The organism is Microbulbifer maximicatervae (SeqCode) (assembly GCF_052467385.1).
The window spans coordinates 4,168,283-4,187,356 of sequence record NZ_CP174311.1; the positions used below are offsets into that span (position 1 = coordinate 4,168,283).

Sequence of the window (19,074 nt, forward strand, 5' to 3'; positions counted from 1 at the left end):
TGTCATTAATCTTCTACTACTAGTGATTCTACGGAGCCCGGCACCAGTTCCGCACTCAATTCTGCCTGTAATTCTTGAACCAGTGGGTCAGCGACCAGTGCATCCTGGGCAGCTTCTAGCCGCGCTTGGCGGGTAGCTGCGACTAATCGGGCGGGGGTACTCCCATGTACCTGCCCTACTTGTATCTGCGCTACCACAGGCTGTTGGAAGAAGTCAGCCAGAGAGTCCCCCAGACGCCGCTGGTGAACTTCGTCGTAGAGGCTGCTGTAAGATTCATCCAGGGTGAACGAGAGTATATTGTCCTGCCTGCCCACCATCTCCAAGTGCTGGGCAATAGAGTGCAAAATACCGGTAATACCCAGCTGTCCATACATTACCGGCCAACTGCCAGGCGTTAATGCTTCCAAACGCCCTTTTGGCACTTCCTGACTGCGGCTTTCTACCGGAGCCTCCCGCGAGGTATTCACCGTATTTTGTGGTACTGGTTGCTGTGGTGCCGGCGCCGACTCCACTTCCGCAACTCGCTGGCGAAGCTCGGCCAGGACATCTTTACGCTGGGGACGTTCTTCTGCCACTCCCTGGACAGGAGACGGGCTTGTAATTTGCTCCGGCTGAGCCTCCGTCGCTGGCTCACTGATCATTTCAGTTGGGGCTGCAGGCTCTACCTCCCTTTGCTCTGCCTGATTCTGCAACGGCTGCAGGCCCTGCACTGCCTGCCGGGGAGCCACATCAACCTTTGTAACAGCCTGCGGCTGTGCCGCTTCAGGCTTTTTTGCCGGACTGACCTCCGGTACTTCTGGCGCTACAGGGGCCTGTGGCTGTAGCGCTTCTGGAGCTGGTGCTGGTGAAACGGATTCGGAAGCCGATGGCAGTGGAGAACGGGGAATATCCGCAACTCCCTGGGGACGGAAGGCCAGCATCCGCAGTAGAGCCATTTCAAAGCCACTGCGCTGATCCGGGGCCAAGGGCAAGTCACGCCGGGCCAGCAGGGCCATCTGGTAATACAGCTGCACATTTTCCGGGGCGATACGCCCAGCTAAATTTCTCAGTCGCTCACCATCACCCAGGGAATTATCGATAGATTGCGGCAACACCTGAGCCACTGCGATACGGTGCAGGTTATCGGCGAGTTCTGCCAGCGCAGCACTGTAATCAGGGGCCTGCTGAGACAACTCAGCAACTGTGGCAAATAAAGCCTGTGCGTCCTCTTCAGACAAGGCTTGCAGCAGCTTCCACACCAAACCGGTATCGATACTGCCCAGCATACCGCGCACTTCTGCCTCGGTAATTTGCCCCCCACCAAATGCGATGGCCTGGTCGGTAAGACTCATCCCATCTCGCATACTGCCATCTGCGGCGCGACCGAGATGCCACAGGGCCCCTTCTTCAAACGGGACCTGCTCCTGCTCCAACACAAACTTCAAGTGCCCCACAACCCGCTCGGGGCTCATATTCTTCAGCTTGAACTGGAGACAGCGGGACAACACAGTCACCGGCAACTTCTGCGGATCAGTCGTTGCCAGCAGAAACTTCACATGGGGGGGCGGTTCTTCGAGGGTTTTTAACAGCGCGTTAAACGAGCTGTTCGACAACATATGGACTTCATCGATCAGGTAAACCTTGAAGCGACCCCGGGTCGGTGCGTACTGCACGTTCTCAAGCAGTTCACGAGTATCTTCGACCTTGGTACGCGAGGCTGCATCCACTTCGATCAGGTCGACAAAACGGCCATCGGCAATCTCATTGCAAGTGTGGCACTGGCCACAGGGTTCAGAACTGACTCCCTCTTCACAATTCAGACACTTGGCCAGGATTCGTGCGATCGTGGTTTTACCCACACCACGGGTACCGGCAAAGAGGTAGGCGTGGTGCAAGCGACCATTATCCAGGGCGTTGATCAACGCCTGGAGAACATGCTCCTGTCCCACCATCTCGCGAAACAGCTTCGGCCGCCACTTCCGTGCCAGTACTTGATAACTCATTCAATCTCCGGTGCTCGACACACCTCTGCAAGGTCTTATTGTCTGCGCCTGTGGCGCGGCCGCCATTATACCGGCATCCACCGTCAGGCATAGAGAATCGGAGAGTGTGACCATTCAAGTTCGATCGTACCTCTCGTAGCGAAACCAATGCTTGTGATATAACTGTGCGCCAGCTCGCACTAAGAACAATCAGTCCATAACTACAGCGAGTAGGGTACGGGGATCACGATCAGTAATGAATAAGGCCAGGAAGACGCTTCTTGAAAGGCTGTTTACCGAGCACGGACAGGCCTTGGTACGCTTTGTCTCTCGCATTGTAAAAAGCCCTGACGATGCCGAGGATATCGCCCAACACGCCTATCTACGCTTGCAAAAACTCAGCGATGAAAAGGAACTTGAGAATCCACGGGCCTACCTCTACCAGATTGCCAACAACCTTGCTGTGGACCAGCTGCGCCGGGGCAAGCTGCATGTAGAGTACGTAAGCCAGCAGATCCCCATGGAAGGTGAGCCCTACACCGACGACCATGCGGACCATCAGTCACCAGAAAGATTGCTGGCAGCCCGCCAGCAGTTACAGTCGATATACGAAACCATGGACAAGCTACCCCTAAAGTGTCGCCAGGCCTTTCTATTGCATAGGACCCGGGGCCTCTCCTATAGCGAGATAGCTAAGGAGATGAATATCTCCGTGAGTAGTGTGGAAAAGTATATTTTGCAGGCTTTGAAAGCGTGTCGTAAGAAGGTAACTCCTGAAAGGTGACCTTCAGTCAGTTGCGCCATTTGTGACATACATCCTTAAAATAACGATAAAAGAAGATGAACCACCGGTATTCATACCTTAGCAACAACTCCACAAAATTATTTGAGGGGGGAAGCTGTTCAGTCGTCTCAGCTTCGAAGGGCCGCATTGAGTAAACCTAAATACTCAACATACAACAGAACTTTTTACTGTAATACAGTAAAAACACGTTGGAATTATTTTTTTACTCAGAGGTCCGTGCAGTAAAGGTCGCACAAATTGAGAGACTTTGAGTAATATGCCGCCTTTAGTATCAAAGTACTAAGTTAATTTTCGCAAATCCAAGGTGCTAGAGCAGCCATGATGACTAACCCTAAGCAAGCAATAAGTGAAGAAAGCCTTGACCAGGCTTGCGCTTGGGTTGCTCGTTTGCGCTCTGACTCGATTACATCTAGCGACCGCCACCAGTTCAAGCAATGGATTTCCCATGACGAGAACCAGCTGGCTTTTGCCGAAATCACTGAACTCTGGGGAGACCTAGGTGCCTTATCTCACCTACCGGTAGATACATTGTTCCCAGAAAGCATTCCCTCTCCGCAAAATAATGCTGCCGTATGCTCCGCATCCACCGAAAATGCACAGGGGCAACAAAGCTCAAAGCAATGGACATTGCCGCAGTGGCTTATGGGCGGAGGGCTAGCAACCTGTGGAGCAATAGTTGCCTTGTGGGTTGGATATCAGGGTATGGGCGGCGAACTCAAAGCTCAAATATATGCGACCGAACGCGGACAAATACAAACTATAAATCTGTCCGACGGCTCAGAAGTAAAACTGAACTCAAATAGTGAACTGCGGGTAATCTATAACCGCAATGAGCGTCGCACGGAGTTAGTTCGCGGTGAAGCCTTCTTCGAAGTGGCAAGACAAACTTCTCGCCCCTTTACTGTTACCGCCGGCAGCGCCAACATCCGCGTATTGGGGACTGAATTTAACGTTGAACTCAACCCAGAGAACACAAGAGTATCCGTAACCGAAGGCACAGTCTCAGTTAGTGAGACCGATAGCGCCCCCGGCCTGGAACCCGAATCAGTACAACTGGTCAAGAACGAGAAAGTCAGCGTTTCTGAAAGAGGCCTCAGCCCAATTGGCCAAACATCACCGGAAGAAGCTACCGACTGGACAAAAGGACTACTAGTCTTTGAAAAAACCCCACTTAAGGATGCTTTAACCGAGTTAAATCGCTATTTAGCGGTTCCAGTTGCCGCCTCTCCCCAAGTAGAGGGCAAATTAGTTACAGGAACCTTCGAGATCTCCGATCCAGATAGCACCTTGAAAGCTATCGCTACTGCGCTCGATTTGCACGAAGACCACAGCGACTCCAACCTGACTATCTTGTCTCCCGCACATAACTAGGTTATAACCGTCATCACGGCGGTCATATATTAGGCAAGCAAAATAAGCCCGCCCAGAATCTAAGAAGAACTATCAGTTTGCTGCATTTTGACATGCTGCATGTATTTGAATGGGCACCTCATTGACACCTAGGCACTGGATAACAATATCCCTTGTGTTAGCGCTTTGTTCCCCTAGCGCTACCTATGCCCTGTGCCCAGAGTCAGGAATCGAAATCTCCAAAGGAAACCTTTCTCAAGCCCTGATATCGCTGGGCCAGCAATGTAAAATATCACTACTGGTTAGAGCCACATCAGCTGCAAAATTTCAAGTTAACAGGCAGACACTACTTAGCCCCGATGGCCATTTTGAGCCAGCTCTAGAGCAACTACTAGAAGAAGTACCACTAACCTTCAGAAAAGTAGGCCCATCATCTGTAGCAGTCATTGAATCCCCTGTGCAAGACGCCACCCAACAACTATCTGCGGGGATACCACAAACTGAAGAGGTAACTGTTACTGGACAAAGCCTTACGGGAAGCCATTTACGCCACTTCCAGTCAGGAGTATACCTGCCAATTGATAGTCTCTCTAGAGACCAATTAAAGATGACCGGCGCTCAAACTATTGCCGACTTACTCAAGTTCTTACCTGCTGTTTCCGGTAATTCCACGAGCACTTCAGTTAGCCAAGAGAGTGACGGTACCGCAACCGTCTCTCTGCGCGGCCTCCCAGCCAATAGCACTCTTGTTCTCCTCAATGGGAGACGAATCATCAGTGATGGATTTAATGGTGAAGCGACCGACTTAAACACTATCCCTCTAGCACTAGTTGAAAGAGTCGAGATTCTAAAAGACGGAGCTTCCGCTGTTTATGGCTCCGATGCCATCGCTGGCGTTGTCAATATTATCCTGCAAACTGACTTTGAAGGGCTCTCAGTAAAAAGCTTTCACGGACGGGCAGGGCAAGGCGACCGGCAAAGTGAATCGCACCACTTAACCTGGGGATGGAGAGGAGATCAATCTCACATAATGCTTAACTTGGCCCAAAATCGCCAAGGAAAAGTTATGAGTCGGGACCGGGGGCTATCCAGCTCAGCCGATAGTCGCGCAATGGGAGGGACCGACCAAAGATCATCTGCGATCCCGGGAGGGTTTATTGCCCTGGAGAGAAATGAGGTATTGACCAATCTCTCGCCCGGCACATACCAGAGCTGGTCACCGGAAGAAAAGTTTGATTACAGCGATTACACCTCGGCTATAACCCCCACTCAAAGCGACTCGATATATATAGCCGGCAATCTGGATATCAGTGAAAGCACACAAGCTTTTTCTGAGATTATGGGAGTTCGATCCAGTGGAGAATCAACTTCTGCCCCTACCCCAGTGTTTACACGTTTTGATAACGGTGATCTGACGATATCAGCCGACAATATTTACAACACCTTTAACCAGGATATATATGATGTCCGCAGACGTGTTATTGAACTTGGCCCAAGGACTCAGAGTAACCGAACCAACACCTGGAGATTTAATACAGGAATAAAAGGTTTCTGGAGTGAGTGGCAGTGGGAACTAGGTGCCTCAGCCCACAGAACCTCCAAGAAAGAAACACTAAATAACGTAATAGATCCCATTGCCCTATCCTTAGGCCTAAAAGGACCTGATATCTGTAACGTCACAACTGCCTGCGTGGCGGTAAACCTTCTTGGCCCTAGTGGCAGTATCGACGCCGAGCAACTGGAATTTATTCGCGGCAAAAGTACAACCACTAGCACTTCACGAATGACATCCTTCACTTTCATAACTGATGGCATCATCAAAAAGATATCAGCCGGAAACATCCTTGCCGCAGCAGGAATTGAGTTTCGACGAGAGAGTGTAAGCCTCCACTCAAATGATTATTTCGGTATGTCTTATATCGGCGGGCATGCCCCAGGATCTACAGAGGGAACCCGACTTGCCAAAGAGGCCTTTGCGGAAGTATCTATCCCACTAATCTCAGAAAAGCTATGGCTGGATGGCGCCATTAGAAGCTCTCACTACGATGACTTTGGAGATACCAGCAACCCCAAACTAGCCCTACGATGGAGGCCAACGCCCTCCCTACTTGTTAGAAGCAGTTATACCACCGGATTCAGAGCCCCGACCCTGGCAGATATGAATCAACAGGGTTACCAAACCCAAGAATTTCTGTTCGACCCCTGCACCAGCTCTAATGCGAGCGAACTACCCGGCTGCCAACATCAATCTGATAGTTCCCGCATACAATATTTAACCGAGTTTAGCGGCAGCCCCGATCTCTCACCGGAAACATCCCGCACTCTCTCACTGGGAGTCGCATGGGAGCCGGCCCAGATTCCCGACTTTATCGCTAAATTTGATCTCTATGATATCGACGAAGATCAGGTCATCGGCACTAACCCCCAATTTCTATTGGATCAAAATGCTTACTACAACCTATACAACGATTTAGTCATACGTGACCAGAATGGTGACATCACCAAAATCTATGCTTCTCGTACAAATCAAGGAAGCAGAAAAATCCGTGGGTACGATACCTCTTTTCGTTATAACTTCAGTGCTGATAGAAAGCATGAAGTTCAACTCGCGTTGAATATCAGCAAAATGCTGCATTACATCAATCAAAGCTCACCGGAATCTGCCAAAGAAAATTTGGCCGGGACCTTCACGGATACCTCAAGTGGCGGATTAGGATCTCTCCCCAAGTGGAAAGCCAATGCTGGGATCTACTTGAAAGGAGACTTGTGGGAAGCCGGATATACCGTTCATTATGTAGACAGCCTTGAAGAGACTTTTACCAACCAAGATGGCACTGATAGCCATCATAAAATTAATAGCTGGTCATCTCATGACATCCAGCTCGCTTTCAACCCAAGTACCCGGTATAGGTTTGCACTTGGCATAAATAATCTACTGGACAGCTCCCCACCTTTCGCCTCAACAGCAGATAGCAACAACTACGACTACCAGACTTACGACCTCACCGGCCGATTCTTTTATGGAAGCATTTCTATCAACCTCTAAGCCCCGCCCCCCGCTATTCATTTTTTCACCCCCCCTGAAAAAACACATCTGAACTGACCTACCTGACCTGACAATACGCAGTATCAGAAAAAAACACGATTCTCTTGAGGGGTTCTGCCCGCCAATCGTTAATAGGTGTGTTGGGAGGGAAGTGGCCACTTGGGGGTAGCTACTTCCAGCAATCGTCATTAAATGACAAAAGACTATAAATCCAACGATCAAGAGAGGATTGACAATGAAAAAGAACCTACTTTCTGTAGCTGTTAAGGGGGCCCTAGGCATCACCGCAGCTGCAATCATGGTTCCGTCTATGCCTGCATTCGCACAAGAAGATGCAGAGATGGTTGAAGAAGTAGTGGTTACTGGCTCACGTATTAAGCGTGCAGACCTGGATAGCCCCAGCCCCGTAACAGTTCTTGACCGGGAAGATATGAAAGTATCCGGTCTGACTGACGTAGGTGACCTGATCCAGAGCATGCCTTCAATGTCAGGCTCTCCAATCGGCACTACCACCAACAACGGTGGTAATGGCTCGGTTGAGATTGATCTGCGTGGCCTAGGCGTTGACCGTACTCTAACCCTGGTCAATGGTCGCCGTACTGTTGATGGCGGTGACTACCAGACTATCCCATCCGCCATGGTTGAGCGTGTTGAGATCCTGAAAGATGGAGCCTCCGCAACTTACGGTGCTGACGCTGTTGCAGGTGTTGTAAACATCATCACCCGCAAGGACTTTGAAGGCGTTGAGCTGGAAATCCAAAATGCTGACTTCTTCGATATGGACGCAGGCCAGCAAGATAGCGTAAGCATTGTTGTCGGGCAGCAGTTTGATAAAGGCAACTTCGTTTTCGGTGCTGAGTATGTAACTCAAGAGGAAGCCTTCCAATCTGACGCTCCTTGGGACTTTTTCCAGAATTCTTATTTCATCTATCCGTCCTCAGCTATAGGCTGTGAAGACAATGTTACTACTTGCTACCCATTGGGCTCTTCTCGCATACCTGAAGGCCGATTGAATATTGGTGGCGACAATTACATCAATACAGGCAATGGCTTAGTTGCAGATGATAACCGCCTATATAACTACGCACCTATTAACTATATCCAGACACCTTATGAGCGCTTTAACTTCTTCGTAGAAGGTAGTGCAGAAATTGCTGACGATGTCCGCTTCTTTACTGAAGTACGAGCAAACAATCGCTCCTCTGCTCAGCAGCTAGCTCCAATGCCTTACGATTCTCGTCCAGGTTTCGACCCGGCATACTCCGGCTTTTATGATTTCAATGGCGACGGGGCACTCGAGTCCTATAACGGTATCCACCAGGACAACTATTACCTGTCCAATGCACTATCAGAAGCCGGCCTCGATAATCAGCCGGCTTCGGCTGTGCGCCGCCGCGTAGTAGAAGCAGATCGCCGCTTCGAGCAAGAAGTTCAGCAGATCCAAGGGGTATTCGGCTTCGAGGGCACATTCAATGACTACGACTGGCAAATCAGTTACAACCGTGGCTACCGTTCTCGTACGGACATTGATATGGGGCAATTCGTTGGGGCCAACCTTGCGTATGCATTAGGCCCATCTGCCGACCTGGACGGTGATGGCACCCCTGAGTGCTACTCAGATATCAATGATTCCTCCACCTTGATCGAAGGCTGTGTTCCCCTTAACTTAGTCGGCGGCGCCGGTACCATTACCGACGAAATGCTTGACTACGTAGGCACAAACCTGACCGACCACTATGTAGACACTCAAGAGGTTCTCGATTTCAGTGTCAGCGGCGACGGTTTTGAACTTCCAGCCGGAACTATGGGCTGGGCTGTAGGTGGTGGTTACTGGGCTCAAACTCGTACCTATTCACCGGACTCTGGTAAGGCTACCGGTGCGGTCACTGGTGGTACTGGACTTGGTGCAGATGGCTCACTCTACAACACCAACCTCTTTGCCGAAGTTTTAGTGCCTGCCTATGACAATGGAACCCAATCTGTTGATGTAAAGGGTGGCTTACGCTACGACTCCTACAACCGTTTCGGCAGCGATACTACCTGGCAAATCGGTGTTGATGTGCAGCTGATTGACACCGTCAAGCTCCGCGCAACCACAGGTACTGTATTCCGTGCACCTACCCTTGAAGATCTGTTTGATGGGCAGTTTGATAGCTCCCCGACAGCCCAGGATCCTTGCGCAACCACTCCGTTGCCCGCTGGCTGTGCCCAAGCATCCGTTCAGGATGACACCCAGCTTCCAGGTACTATCGGTGGTAACACCGAGCTACAACCAGAAACTGGTGATACCTTCACTGCTGGTGTAGTTTGGACCCCAAGTTTTGGCGACTCCGGTGACCTGAGCGTTACTCTTGACTACTGGAAGACCGAAATTGAAGATGGTATCAGCTCTTATGGCGTGCAATATATCTTGGATCAATGCTATATCGCACAAGATGACAGCTACTGTGCACTCGTTACACGCACAAACAGCTACGCTATAGAAAATGTTCTTAATGTTGACCAAAACGTAGCAGAACAAGGTGCCTCCGGTATCGACTTTGAAACCCGATACACCCTGGACACTGAAATTGGCCAGTGGGAAGCTTCTCTCTTGTGGACCCACCTCCTCGAGCGTACGAAAACAGCCTATCCAGGAGCTGAAGAAGAGAACCTTGAGGGCCGCTACACCGATCCTACCGCTGAAGATGGCGGCGCCTATGCAGAGAACAAAATCAACTACTCTCTGTCCTGGTACTGGAATGAGCTAAGTGTTAGCTACCGTGGTGAATACATCAGCGCTCTGGATGCCGACGTTAGCTACGTGGATCACATCCAGAAAATTGATGCACAGCTTTACCATGATCTGGTAGCTAGCTATGACTTCAGCAATGGCACTAGCGTTAGCGGTGGTATTACTAACCTGACTGACGAAGAGCCTCCATACATTGATGTAGGCTTCAACGCCAGCACTGATCCCGCCACTTACCGCCTATTCGGACGTGGTTATTACTTGAGACTGAATCACAAGTTCTAACTTGTAGAGAGTCTGATCTTTGAAGGGCCGCTTTTGCGGCCCTTTTTTTATTTTTCCCTCGCTGAAACAAGTTGATATGCAATATATTTAATCTCACAAAGATAGTAGAGACTTGGTATTAATAATGAGAAATTCACTGCAAGATCTGAGCGCTATTGCCCGTCAAGCCGCCCAGTCTTTTGATTGGCAACAGGTTCTAAAGTGTTCGGAAAAAATTCTTTCAGTTGACCCTAGCGAGGCAGAAGGTTTTTTTCTTCGAGGACTTGCTGAGAAAGCTTTATCCCGACCTAAAGACGCAACTATGTCTTTTAGCAAAGCCTTATCAGCTAACAACGAGCGTTACGATGCTGCTATTGAGCTTGCTTATTTACTTTCGATGAACCTAAGAAATAATCAAGCCGAAGAATTGCTGGCCGCGCATACAAGTCAACTTCAAAATAGCCCGCGCTATCTGGATATGGCAGCCACAGTTTATATGCAAATTGGCATGGCCGAACAAGCCTGGCCTTTATATGAACAAGCAAATAAACTACAACCACATATCCCACTTTTTCGCTCAAATATGGCGAACTGTGCAGCGCATCTCGGAAAGCTAGATATTGCAAAGAATATATACAGAGAGTTGCTTAACAACAACACTAACCACCAAAGGAATCACTATCATCTTTCACGCCTTGAGCGAGCAAAAAACAACCTGCATATAGAAGAGATGAAAGAATCCCTCAAAAAAACCAACCTCCCCCCTTACCGCAATATATTCATGAATTATGCAATAGGAAAGGAACTCGAAGATATTGGGGAGTGGAGCAAAGCTTTCACCCATTACAAATCTGCTGGAGATGCAGCAGCTTCAGCAAGCCAGTATGAAGTTAATAAAGACCTTAGCCTCATCGACAAAACAATTGATACTTGTAGTGAAAGGTGGCTAGACGAGGACCTAAATAACTTTTCGAAAAGTGAGGATCAAGGAACCCCCATATTTGTAGTCGGCCTCCCTAGAACAGGGTCAACCCTTATAGAACGTATTCTTACCAGTCACACTGAAATTGACAGCTTAGGAGAGACTCCATTCCTCCCTAGCAGCATCAGAGAGGTTAGTGGCTTTCAGCCGGGAGGGGAATTAACCGCAGAAATAATTGAAAGTGGTGCAAATGTCCCTATAAAAAAAATAGCAAGTTTATATTTTGAAAACATCAAATATAGAAACAAAGGAAATAGGTTCTTTATTGAGAAATTACCCTATAACTTCCTCCTTCTTGGCTTTATAAGCAAAGCATTCCCAAATGCAAAAATAATTCATACCGTCCGAAACCCCATGGACACCTGCTTTTCGATTTATAAACAGTTATTCACATGGGCCTATCAATTCTCCTATAAGCTCGAAGATCTAGCCCGATACTACATAGCACACAGAAAACTACTCCAACACTGGAACAAGCTTTTAGGCGATAAGATTATTGAGGTTAAATATGAAAACTTAGTGCTGAACCAAAAGGAAGAAACTTCTAATCTATTAGCTAAGCTGGGGCTTGATATGGAGGAATCATGTTTAGAGTTTCACACTAATAAATCTGCAAGCATGACGGCAAGCTCAATCCAGATCAGAAATCGGATTAATAGCCACTCACTCAACAAGTGGAAGAAGTTTGAAACACATCTAGCACCGCTCGCAAAGATGTTAAAAGATGCAAAACTGATTTAATCCTCTCCCCCTCCCGGTTTTCGAAAATTGAGAGGGGGCATCTAACCAAATTTTCTATACTCTTCAGCACCCCACCGCTCACTTATCCAGTGACCATTAATATTGGGACCTTTAATCCCAATATCACGATTGCCCCCCAACCTCACATCATTTTGGATATAAATGCTTATACTAATTTTCTTTTAATTCCAGATGGTTTGTTTTAGATGGATCCAAAAATTAGGATGTAAGGCCTTTATATTCAGCGATTACAGGTCCAAATCACTATGCTCCTCTAGTTCTTCCGACCATTTATTGATCAAAAAAGTGTCACAAAAGTTCCATCTTGATCGATAATGCATTAAAGTCAGCTTTGTCAGATTTTAACCCATATCATAAAAAGCATTATAAGCACCTTAAGTATAAGAAGGTTCCACTATGATCAAGACCAAATTGAGCATCGCCATCGCTGCTCTGGGCACCATCGCCAGCACTGGCGCTTTTGCTCAGGAATCTGCTGATATTGGCGCAGAGGTAGAAGAAGTAATTGTTACTGGCTCGCGTATTGCTCGTGACCCACTATCCACTACTGGCCCAATCACCCTGGTTGACTCCGAAACCATCGCGCGTTCAGGTGTTGGTACCATTGACGAGCTTCTGAACCAGCTGCCATCAATGGGTACCACCGGTATCAATGCAAACGATAATAACGGCGGTGCTGGTCTCTCATTTGTAGACCTTCGTAACCTGGGTTCTGCACGTACCTTGGTCCTTGTTAACGGCCGTCGCTTCGTCTCTTCCAGCTCAGGCGTAGCCTCTGCTGTAGATATGAACAATATCCCAGTGGATATGATCGACCGCATCGAAGTACTCACCGATGGTGCCTCTGCTGTATACGGTTCCGACGCCGTTGCAGGTGTAATTAACGTAGTCTTGAAAGACTCTTTCGATGGCGTTCGTATAAATGCTCGTGCAGGTGCAACCGAAGCCGGCGGCGGTGAGAATGGCGAACTGTCTATCACCTTTGGTAAAGAGTTTGACCGTGGTCAGTTCATCGGTAACGTAACTCACAGTAAGCGCGACGAAATCACTTATGAGGACCGTGACTGGGCAGGCCTGCAAAGCTCCATGTCTCCCACCGGTAATATATTTACCGACTATGGCAGTTTTAGTGTTGCCGATGACGGTGTCACTTTAGGTGATTACTCCAGCTATGATATCGGCCAATACATGTGGCTTTCTGGGTCCATGGAGCGCACTAGCTTCACCGGTAGCGGCTCATACTCCATTACCGACGACATTGAGTTTTACGGGGAAGGCTCTTACACCCTGAAAACAACCAATCAGCAGCTTGCCGCTCAGCCCATGTATGCTGGCAATGGTCTCAACCTGACCGCTGACCATCTCTCTGATGAAGTTCAAGAGCAATTGTCCGAAGCGTGGCAGGAAGCTGAAGATGCTTACCAGATTGAACTCGCTGCTTACAATGCCGCCGTTGCCGAGTGGGAGGCACAAGGTAGCCCTAAGGATCTCGAGCCTACAGCACCAACAGCAAGCCATGGCGATAGCTGGGAAGCTGGTCTGACCGACGTCCGACTGCGCCCTGTAGCCGGTGGAACTCGTGATTACGAACAGAAAACTGAAACCTACCGTGTCCTCGGTGGCTTGCGCGGAGATCTTGCCAACGGTTGGGGCTGGGATGCTTTCGTAAGCTACGGCAGAAATGAAGGCGAAAATACGACTGGAAACTCCATCAGCAAAACAATGCTGCAGGAAATTTTAGATGGAGAAAGCGGAATTGCTGATGAGGACATTCAATTCCTTGGCGGCATGAGCGATGAAGTTATCGACTACATCAGCTACACCGACCGCGAAGACAACGAGTACGACATGCTCAATGTCGGCGCAAGCTTGACTGGAGACATCGAGCCGGTTCAATTCCAAGGCGGTGCCCTAGGATTTGCTGCTGGTCTTGAATATCGAAAAGAGTCTGGCGAATTTAACCCCAGTGAAGAAACTCAAACCGGTTCTACATTCGGCAATCAGCAAGATGCAACTTCTGGTGATTTCGCTGTAACTGAAGTCTTTGCCGAGTTTAACCTGCCTATTCTCGCCGGCTTAGAATATGCGGATGAACTGTCTGTAGACGCGGCTGTTCGTTATTCCGACTACGATACATTTGGTGGTCAAGCGACTTATAAGCTTGGTGCGGTATATGCACCAACTGAAAACCTGCGCTTCCGCACTAGCTTATCTACCGCATTCCGTGCTCCAGGCATCTATGAACTCTATAGCGGCACAGCACAGAGCTACAGCTACCTGATTGACCCTTGTGACACTAGCAGCAACAATGAGGCTGGCCAGGGCGCTAACTGCGGTATGGTGAGTACAAGCTTCACCCAAGCAGGCTCTCAGGTACCGACCAACATCGGTGGTAACGAAGATCTTCAGCCTGAAGAGTCAACAAGTTTCACTGCTGGTATTGTTTGGACGCCGAGCTTTGTCGAAGACCTTTCCATCACCTTGGACTACTTCGATATCCAAATCAAAGACGCTATCACAGATGCTGACACCCAGCAGATTCTGGATGACTGCTACCGGGAAGGTATCAGCTCTGCCTGTGAGCTTGTTAGCCGTGGTACGAGTGGGCAAATTAACTACCTGGAAGGCTCTCTGCTGAATATTGGCGAAATTAATACCAGTGGTATTGATATCGACGTAGTTCAAAACCTTTACTACGATGCTGGTAAGCTGGCTCTGCGCGCTCAAGCGACCCACCTGCTTGAGTATGAGGAGTACAACACCCAGACTGACCAAACTACTGACTATGTAGACTACATAGGCACTACTGGCGACGCATACACCAAATGGCGCGGGCTGGCCAGTGCAACCTGGTATGCCGACAGCTGGGACTTTGGAGCAGACATTCAGTATATCGGTGATGGCCATAGCCCCTATATGGATATGCCTTCACACACCTACCTGAACTTGAAAGCAGGTTGGGATGTTAACGACTCCATGCGCCTTACTGCAGGTATCGACAACGTCACAGACCGTGAACCGTCTACCACCTCTGGTAGCGACTGGAATGGTACTTATGACTTCCAGGGTCGCTACGCTTGGGCTGGTGTTAGTTACCAGTTCTAAGTGCTGACTTTATGAGTCAAATCGATAAGGGCGCCTCTTGGCGCCCTTATTTTTGCTGGTGAAGTACTCGCAAAGAAAGTTACCAGCTCCCCTCCAGCAACTACTTCCCTGAGCCCATTAAAAACTCTAACTTATTCATATATCTATTTTTAACAGTTAAATTATTTACCAGTGAAAATGCCTCTGAAAAGCTCTCCTTGGAAGATGCCACATCCCCAAGCTGGTATCGGGTTAACCCCAACAAAAAATGAAATCGGTGATCGCTACTATCGGCTCTTAGAGCCCTTCGAAGACGCTTTTCGGCGAGCTTAAACTTGCCGTTTTCATAGGCTTCCCGCGCCTGATAGTAAATGTAATAAGGGTTTCTCTCACGATGATAGCGAACCCTATCTGCGTAGCCATCAGCCAGCACTTCCCTACCTGTGCTACGGTACAAACGCTCTAAATTACTAATGGCAACAAGGTTTCCCTTTTGCAGGTTTAACGCCTGTAAATAACTCTGTTCAGCTTCGTCAAGATGGTTAAAGTGGCTGTAGAAAGCTCCTAGGTTTGACCAGAGGTCCGCCCTATCCGGATGTAACTGAATAGCTTTGCGCAGGTACAAAAATGCTTGCCTCTCTTCTCCCTCGCGCATCAACTCAACCCCTCGATTGCTGTAATAGAGCGCAAAAGCAACTCTATCCTCGAGCTTTTGCTGCTTGTAGATAGGGTCATAAGCAGCCAGGTTTAAGTCGATCACCCGCCGGCCCCGCGCATGCTCGGACACCATGTTCACATGGCGGTAGACAACGAAGATTTCGGCCTCATCTTGAGTCCAAACTGCCGGTACATCTACCTCATTAAAATAGGCTTGGGCACCCAAATGCCTAGCCATAGCAACCATCAATAAGGTGAAGGTCAGGCAATTGCCACGCTTTCGGTGGTAAGCCTCTACTGCGGGAAGGGTAGTATCGGCATCGTATTCAAATTGCATATCTCCCTGACGGAAAGCGCGAAGTAGTCCCCTTAACCGTGTATCAGGAGCTAAGCCGGGAGAAATTGTATTGAGGTAAGACTCTATATTGCTATCAAGATCTAATAAATCTTCATCTGGTAGTTCTAAATGCTCAACTGCACTTCCAAAAACCGCTTTACCATTTAACACAAGCTCGGTATCTGTAATTTCCACATGACGACTTGAAGACTGGGAGCAACCAGTGGTTAGTAGCACCAGAGTAAGTCCGAATAGAAGCTTCACAGTTATTTCCCCTCAAGATTAGGACTACAACAGGATTTAACTCTAATTTACAGACTCACAAAGTACCCTGTTGCCATTTTTATGAATAACCTCACAACAGTTCGCCTGTTAAATAGACAGCTGGTAAACTTTCCAAGTTACGCAGGAGGTAGGCGGTACAAACATTTGGGCCTTTGAGCTGGCTGGAAACACCCAGTCCAAATCCAGATCGGTCCCAACCTCTTTAAACAAGAGCAATACAGGAAAAAAATAGTACTCTGACACACGGATGAATTACCTGGCTAGCCAAAGGGCACCGAAATTTCAGTTCCCTGGCCAGGCTGCCTTCCTAATATGCAACAGCATATTGCATTAGAGCTATAACAACTGGAATTTCAGCTTATGTCGTCAAATACAGACCAAAATGACGCCGGCTTTTTTGGCCACCCCAAAGGACTCTCGACACTTTTCTTCACTGAGATGTGGGAGCGGATGAGTTACTACGGTATGCGAGCCCTGCTTGTGCTGTTTATGACAGCCAGCCTTCAGGAAGAGGGCTTGGCCTTTACCGTTGCAGCAGCTGGAGCTATTTATGGGCTCTACACTGGCGCCGTGTACTTCCTCGGCCTGCCCGGTGGCTGGATTGCAGACCGCCTACTAGGAGGGCAACGCACCATTTGGTACGGCGGCATCATCATTATGTGTGGCCATATTGTGCTCGCTATCCCAACCAGCTGGAGCTTCTTTATAGGCTTGATCCTTGTTGCTACCGGCACCGGCCTGCTCAAACCCAATATCAGTGCAGCAGTTGGACACCTGTACCAACCAGATGATGTTCGTCGCGACAGTGGATACGCACTGTACTATATGGGCATCAATATGGGCTCAATCATCGGTTATGCCGTCTGCGGGTACTTTGGTGAAAATGTCGGCTGGCATTGGGGCTTTGGTGCCGCTGCTGTGGGAATGGCTATTGGCCTGATCCAGTATCGCCGCACTATCCACAATCTGGGGGACGCAAGCCTCAATCCCGAGAACCCACTTTCGCCAGAAAAGGCAAAACTGGCTTGGCGCATAATTGGTGCTGTCGTAGTCGGTGTTGCAGTGATTACTGGCTTGGTGATGAATGGCACTATCACCATCAACCCGGTAGAAATAGCCAAGTACGTAGCTGTAGCCTTCACCCTGACCTTCCTTGCCTACTTTGGCTTTATCTACTTTGGCGGCCAGCTGAGCGGGTCAGAGAAAAAGAAAATGTGGGCGCTATTCCTAGTCTGTGTAGCCTCTACCTTTTTCTGGTCGGGCTTCGAGCAAGCGGGCTCCTCACTGAACCTATTCGGCCGCGACTACACAGATCGTCTGATTGGCAGCTTTGAAATGCCCACCTCCTGGCTACAAAGCTTTAACTCCATCTTTATCATTACCCTGTCCCCCTTCTTTGCCGCGCTGTGGATTAACCTGGGCAAACGTATGATCACCCCATCCTATGGGCTGAAATGTGCACTTGGCCTGATCATCATGGCCAGTGGCTTCCTGGTAATGTTCTTTGCCGCTCAATACGCAGCAGCAGGCCTGAAAGTTGCTCCTTACTGGCTGGTAGCCACTTACTTCCTGCACACTGTCGGTGAACTCTGCCTAAGCCCGGTGGCCCTGAGTGCAGTAAGTAAACTTTCTCCTCGCCGCTTTGCTGGCCAGATGATGGGTGTCTTTGTTCTGACTTACTCTATCGGCAACCTCTTTGCCGGTCTTCTGTCAGGTAACTTTGACCCGAACAATGTTGCTGAAATGCCAAACCTATTCCTGCAAATCAGCTTGTTCACAATCGGAGTGGGTATCATCCTGGCCCTGATCAGCCTCAAGTCCAAGTACTGGGAAACTGACTCAGAAGCACCCCAGAATACTGCGACAGCTGAAGGCTCTACTAAAACGGCCTAATACTTAGCTGTATTCCAAAAAGGCCACTGCTATGCAGTGGCCTTTTTTATTTTCCCTCGCCTAAAGCAAGCCTTGTAACAGACCGACATTCAGCCAGATAAAGCGCGCCCCAATAATAAACAGCAAAACGGCAAAGCAATGCTTAAGCATTTTGGGAGAAAGGCGATGGGCGAGATTGGCACCAAAGCGGGCAAAAAACGTGCTGGTGACAACGATTCCAAAAAACGCAGGCCAGTACACATAGCCACTACTCCATTCTGGTAGAAGCTGATTACCCCAGCCCTGGAAACCAAAGCTCAGCGCACCCGCAACCGCAATGGGAAGACCACAAGCCGCCGACGTAGCGACCGCACGCTGCATCTTCACCCGGCAGCGGGATAAAAATGGAACGGTTAGTGAGCCCCCACCGATACCAAAAATCGCGGATACCCAGCCGATAACTCCCCCAGCAGATAGCAATAAAGATGACCTTGGCAAGTTGCCGGCCCCCTCCGTTAATTGATCGTGCCGGGCACCACTAAGCCACATCCTCACCGCAATCACGATCGCAAAGACGCCGATCAGCAGCTGCAGCCAGGCACCGGGCAGCAGTTCAGCAGTGGCACCACCGGCCCAGGAGCCGATTAAAATGCCTGGAGCCATAATCCCAAAGATCTTCCAGTCCACCGCCCTTTTCTTGTTGTGGGCGCGCACTGAACTGATTGAAGTGACAATGATTGTTGCTAGGGAGGTACCCACAGCCATGTGGGTGAGGATTTCAGGGGATATCCCCATGGCGGTGAAAACAAAGACCAAGGCAGGGACAATGATCAGGCCACCACCTACGCCAAATAGTCCGGCAATAGTTCCAGCAGCGGCACCAACCAACAAATAAACCAGTAGTATTTCCATAGCCCCCCCCGTTTAAATACAACAAA

The 19,074-nt window shown here is 49.1% G+C and carries 10 protein-coding genes; 7 read left to right on the top strand and 3 right to left on the bottom strand.

Features of this window, described 5'->3' with window-relative positions; genetic code table 11:
* Positions 1-5: 5 nt before the first annotated feature.
* Positions 6-1,982 carry a DNA polymerase III subunit gamma/tau gene (gene dnaX / locus ACJJIR_RS17795; protein WP_444906350.1) on the bottom strand — a complete coding sequence of 659 codons (1,977 nt, stop codon included), beginning with the start codon at positions 1,980-1,982 and terminating at the stop codon, positions 6-8.
* Positions 1,983-2,217: 235 nt separating this feature from the next.
* Here dnaX and ACJJIR_RS17800 point away from each other — a divergent pair, with 235 nt between their 5' ends.
* From ACJJIR_RS17800 to ACJJIR_RS17825, 6 genes are all read left to right on the top strand, one after another.
* A complete protein-coding gene (locus tag ACJJIR_RS17800; protein WP_413664471.1) occupies positions 2,218-2,745 on the top strand; it encodes an RNA polymerase sigma factor in 528 nt (175 codons plus the stop codon).
* Positions 2,746-3,084: 339 nt separating this feature from the next.
* Positions 3,085-4,137 carry a FecR family protein gene (locus tag ACJJIR_RS17805; protein WP_444906351.1) on the top strand — a complete coding sequence of 351 codons (1,053 nt, stop codon included), beginning with the start codon at positions 3,085-3,087 and terminating at the stop codon, positions 4,135-4,137.
* 436 nt (positions 4,138-4,573) lie between these two features.
* Entirely contained in the window at positions 4,574-7,162 is a 2,589-nt protein-coding gene (locus tag ACJJIR_RS17810) for a TonB-dependent receptor (protein WP_444906352.1), read from the top strand.
* A 235-nt stretch (positions 7,163-7,397) separates the two neighbouring features.
* Positions 7,398-10,178, top strand: a complete 2,781-nt coding sequence (locus ACJJIR_RS17815) for a TonB-dependent receptor domain-containing protein (RefSeq protein ID WP_444906353.1) — start codon at positions 7,398-7,400, stop codon at positions 10,176-10,178.
* 124 nt (positions 10,179-10,302) lie between these two features.
* On the top strand, positions 10,303-11,880 hold the full coding sequence (locus tag ACJJIR_RS17820; protein WP_444906354.1) for a tetratricopeptide repeat-containing sulfotransferase family protein: 1,578 nt from the start codon (positions 10,303-10,305) through the stop codon (positions 11,878-11,880).
* A gap of 417 nt (positions 11,881-12,297) precedes the next feature.
* Positions 12,298-15,006: a TonB-dependent receptor plug domain-containing protein gene (locus ACJJIR_RS17825; protein WP_444906355.1), complete on the top strand. Its 2,709-nt coding sequence runs from the start codon at positions 12,298-12,300 to the stop codon at positions 15,004-15,006.
* Positions 15,007-15,106: 100 nt separating this feature from the next.
* Here ACJJIR_RS17825 and ACJJIR_RS17830 read toward each other — a convergent pair whose 3' ends face one another.
* The gene (locus ACJJIR_RS17830) at positions 15,107-16,243 is read right to left on the bottom strand and encodes a tetratricopeptide repeat protein (protein ID WP_444906356.1); all 1,137 of its coding nucleotides are present in this window, start codon (positions 16,241-16,243) and stop codon (positions 15,107-15,109) included.
* 381 nt (positions 16,244-16,624) lie between these two features.
* On the opposite strand from ACJJIR_RS17830, the gene ACJJIR_RS17835 reads away from it, so the two are divergent.
* Positions 16,625-18,157 carry a peptide MFS transporter gene (locus ACJJIR_RS17835; RefSeq protein WP_444895125.1) on the top strand — a complete coding sequence of 511 codons (1,533 nt, stop codon included), beginning with the start codon at positions 16,625-16,627 and terminating at the stop codon, positions 18,155-18,157.
* Between the two features lie 60 nt (positions 18,158-18,217).
* Here the strand turns inward: ACJJIR_RS17835 and ACJJIR_RS17840 are convergent, their stop codons facing one another.
* Positions 18,218-19,048: a sulfite exporter TauE/SafE family protein gene (locus ACJJIR_RS17840; RefSeq protein WP_444906357.1), complete on the bottom strand. Its 831-nt coding sequence runs from the start codon at positions 19,046-19,048 to the stop codon at positions 18,218-18,220.
* Positions 19,049-19,074: the final 26 nt, after the last annotated feature.

Coding starts and splice junctions, on each gene's coding strand:
- dnaX (WP_444906350.1), bottom strand. CDS start 1,982: ATGAGTTATCAAGTACTGGCACGGAAGTGGCGGCCGAAGCTGTTTCGC.
- ACJJIR_RS17800 (WP_413664471.1), top strand. CDS start 2,218: ATGAATAAGGCCAGGAAGACGCTTCTTGAAAGGCTGTTTACCGAGCAC.
- ACJJIR_RS17805 (WP_444906351.1), top strand. CDS start 3,085: ATGATGACTAACCCTAAGCAAGCAATAAGTGAAGAAAGCCTTGACCAG.
- ACJJIR_RS17815 (WP_444906353.1), top strand. CDS start 7,398: ATGAAAAAGAACCTACTTTCTGTAGCTGTTAAGGGGGCCCTAGGCATC.
- ACJJIR_RS17820 (WP_444906354.1), top strand. CDS start 10,303: ATGAGAAATTCACTGCAAGATCTGAGCGCTATTGCCCGTCAAGCCGCC.
- ACJJIR_RS17825 (WP_444906355.1), top strand. CDS start 12,298: ATGATCAAGACCAAATTGAGCATCGCCATCGCTGCTCTGGGCACCATC.
- ACJJIR_RS17835 (WP_444895125.1), top strand. CDS start 16,625: ATGTCGTCAAATACAGACCAAAATGACGCCGGCTTTTTTGGCCACCCC.
- ACJJIR_RS17840 (WP_444906357.1), bottom strand. CDS start 19,048: ATGGAAATACTACTGGTTTATTTGTTGGTTGGTGCCGCTGCTGGAACT.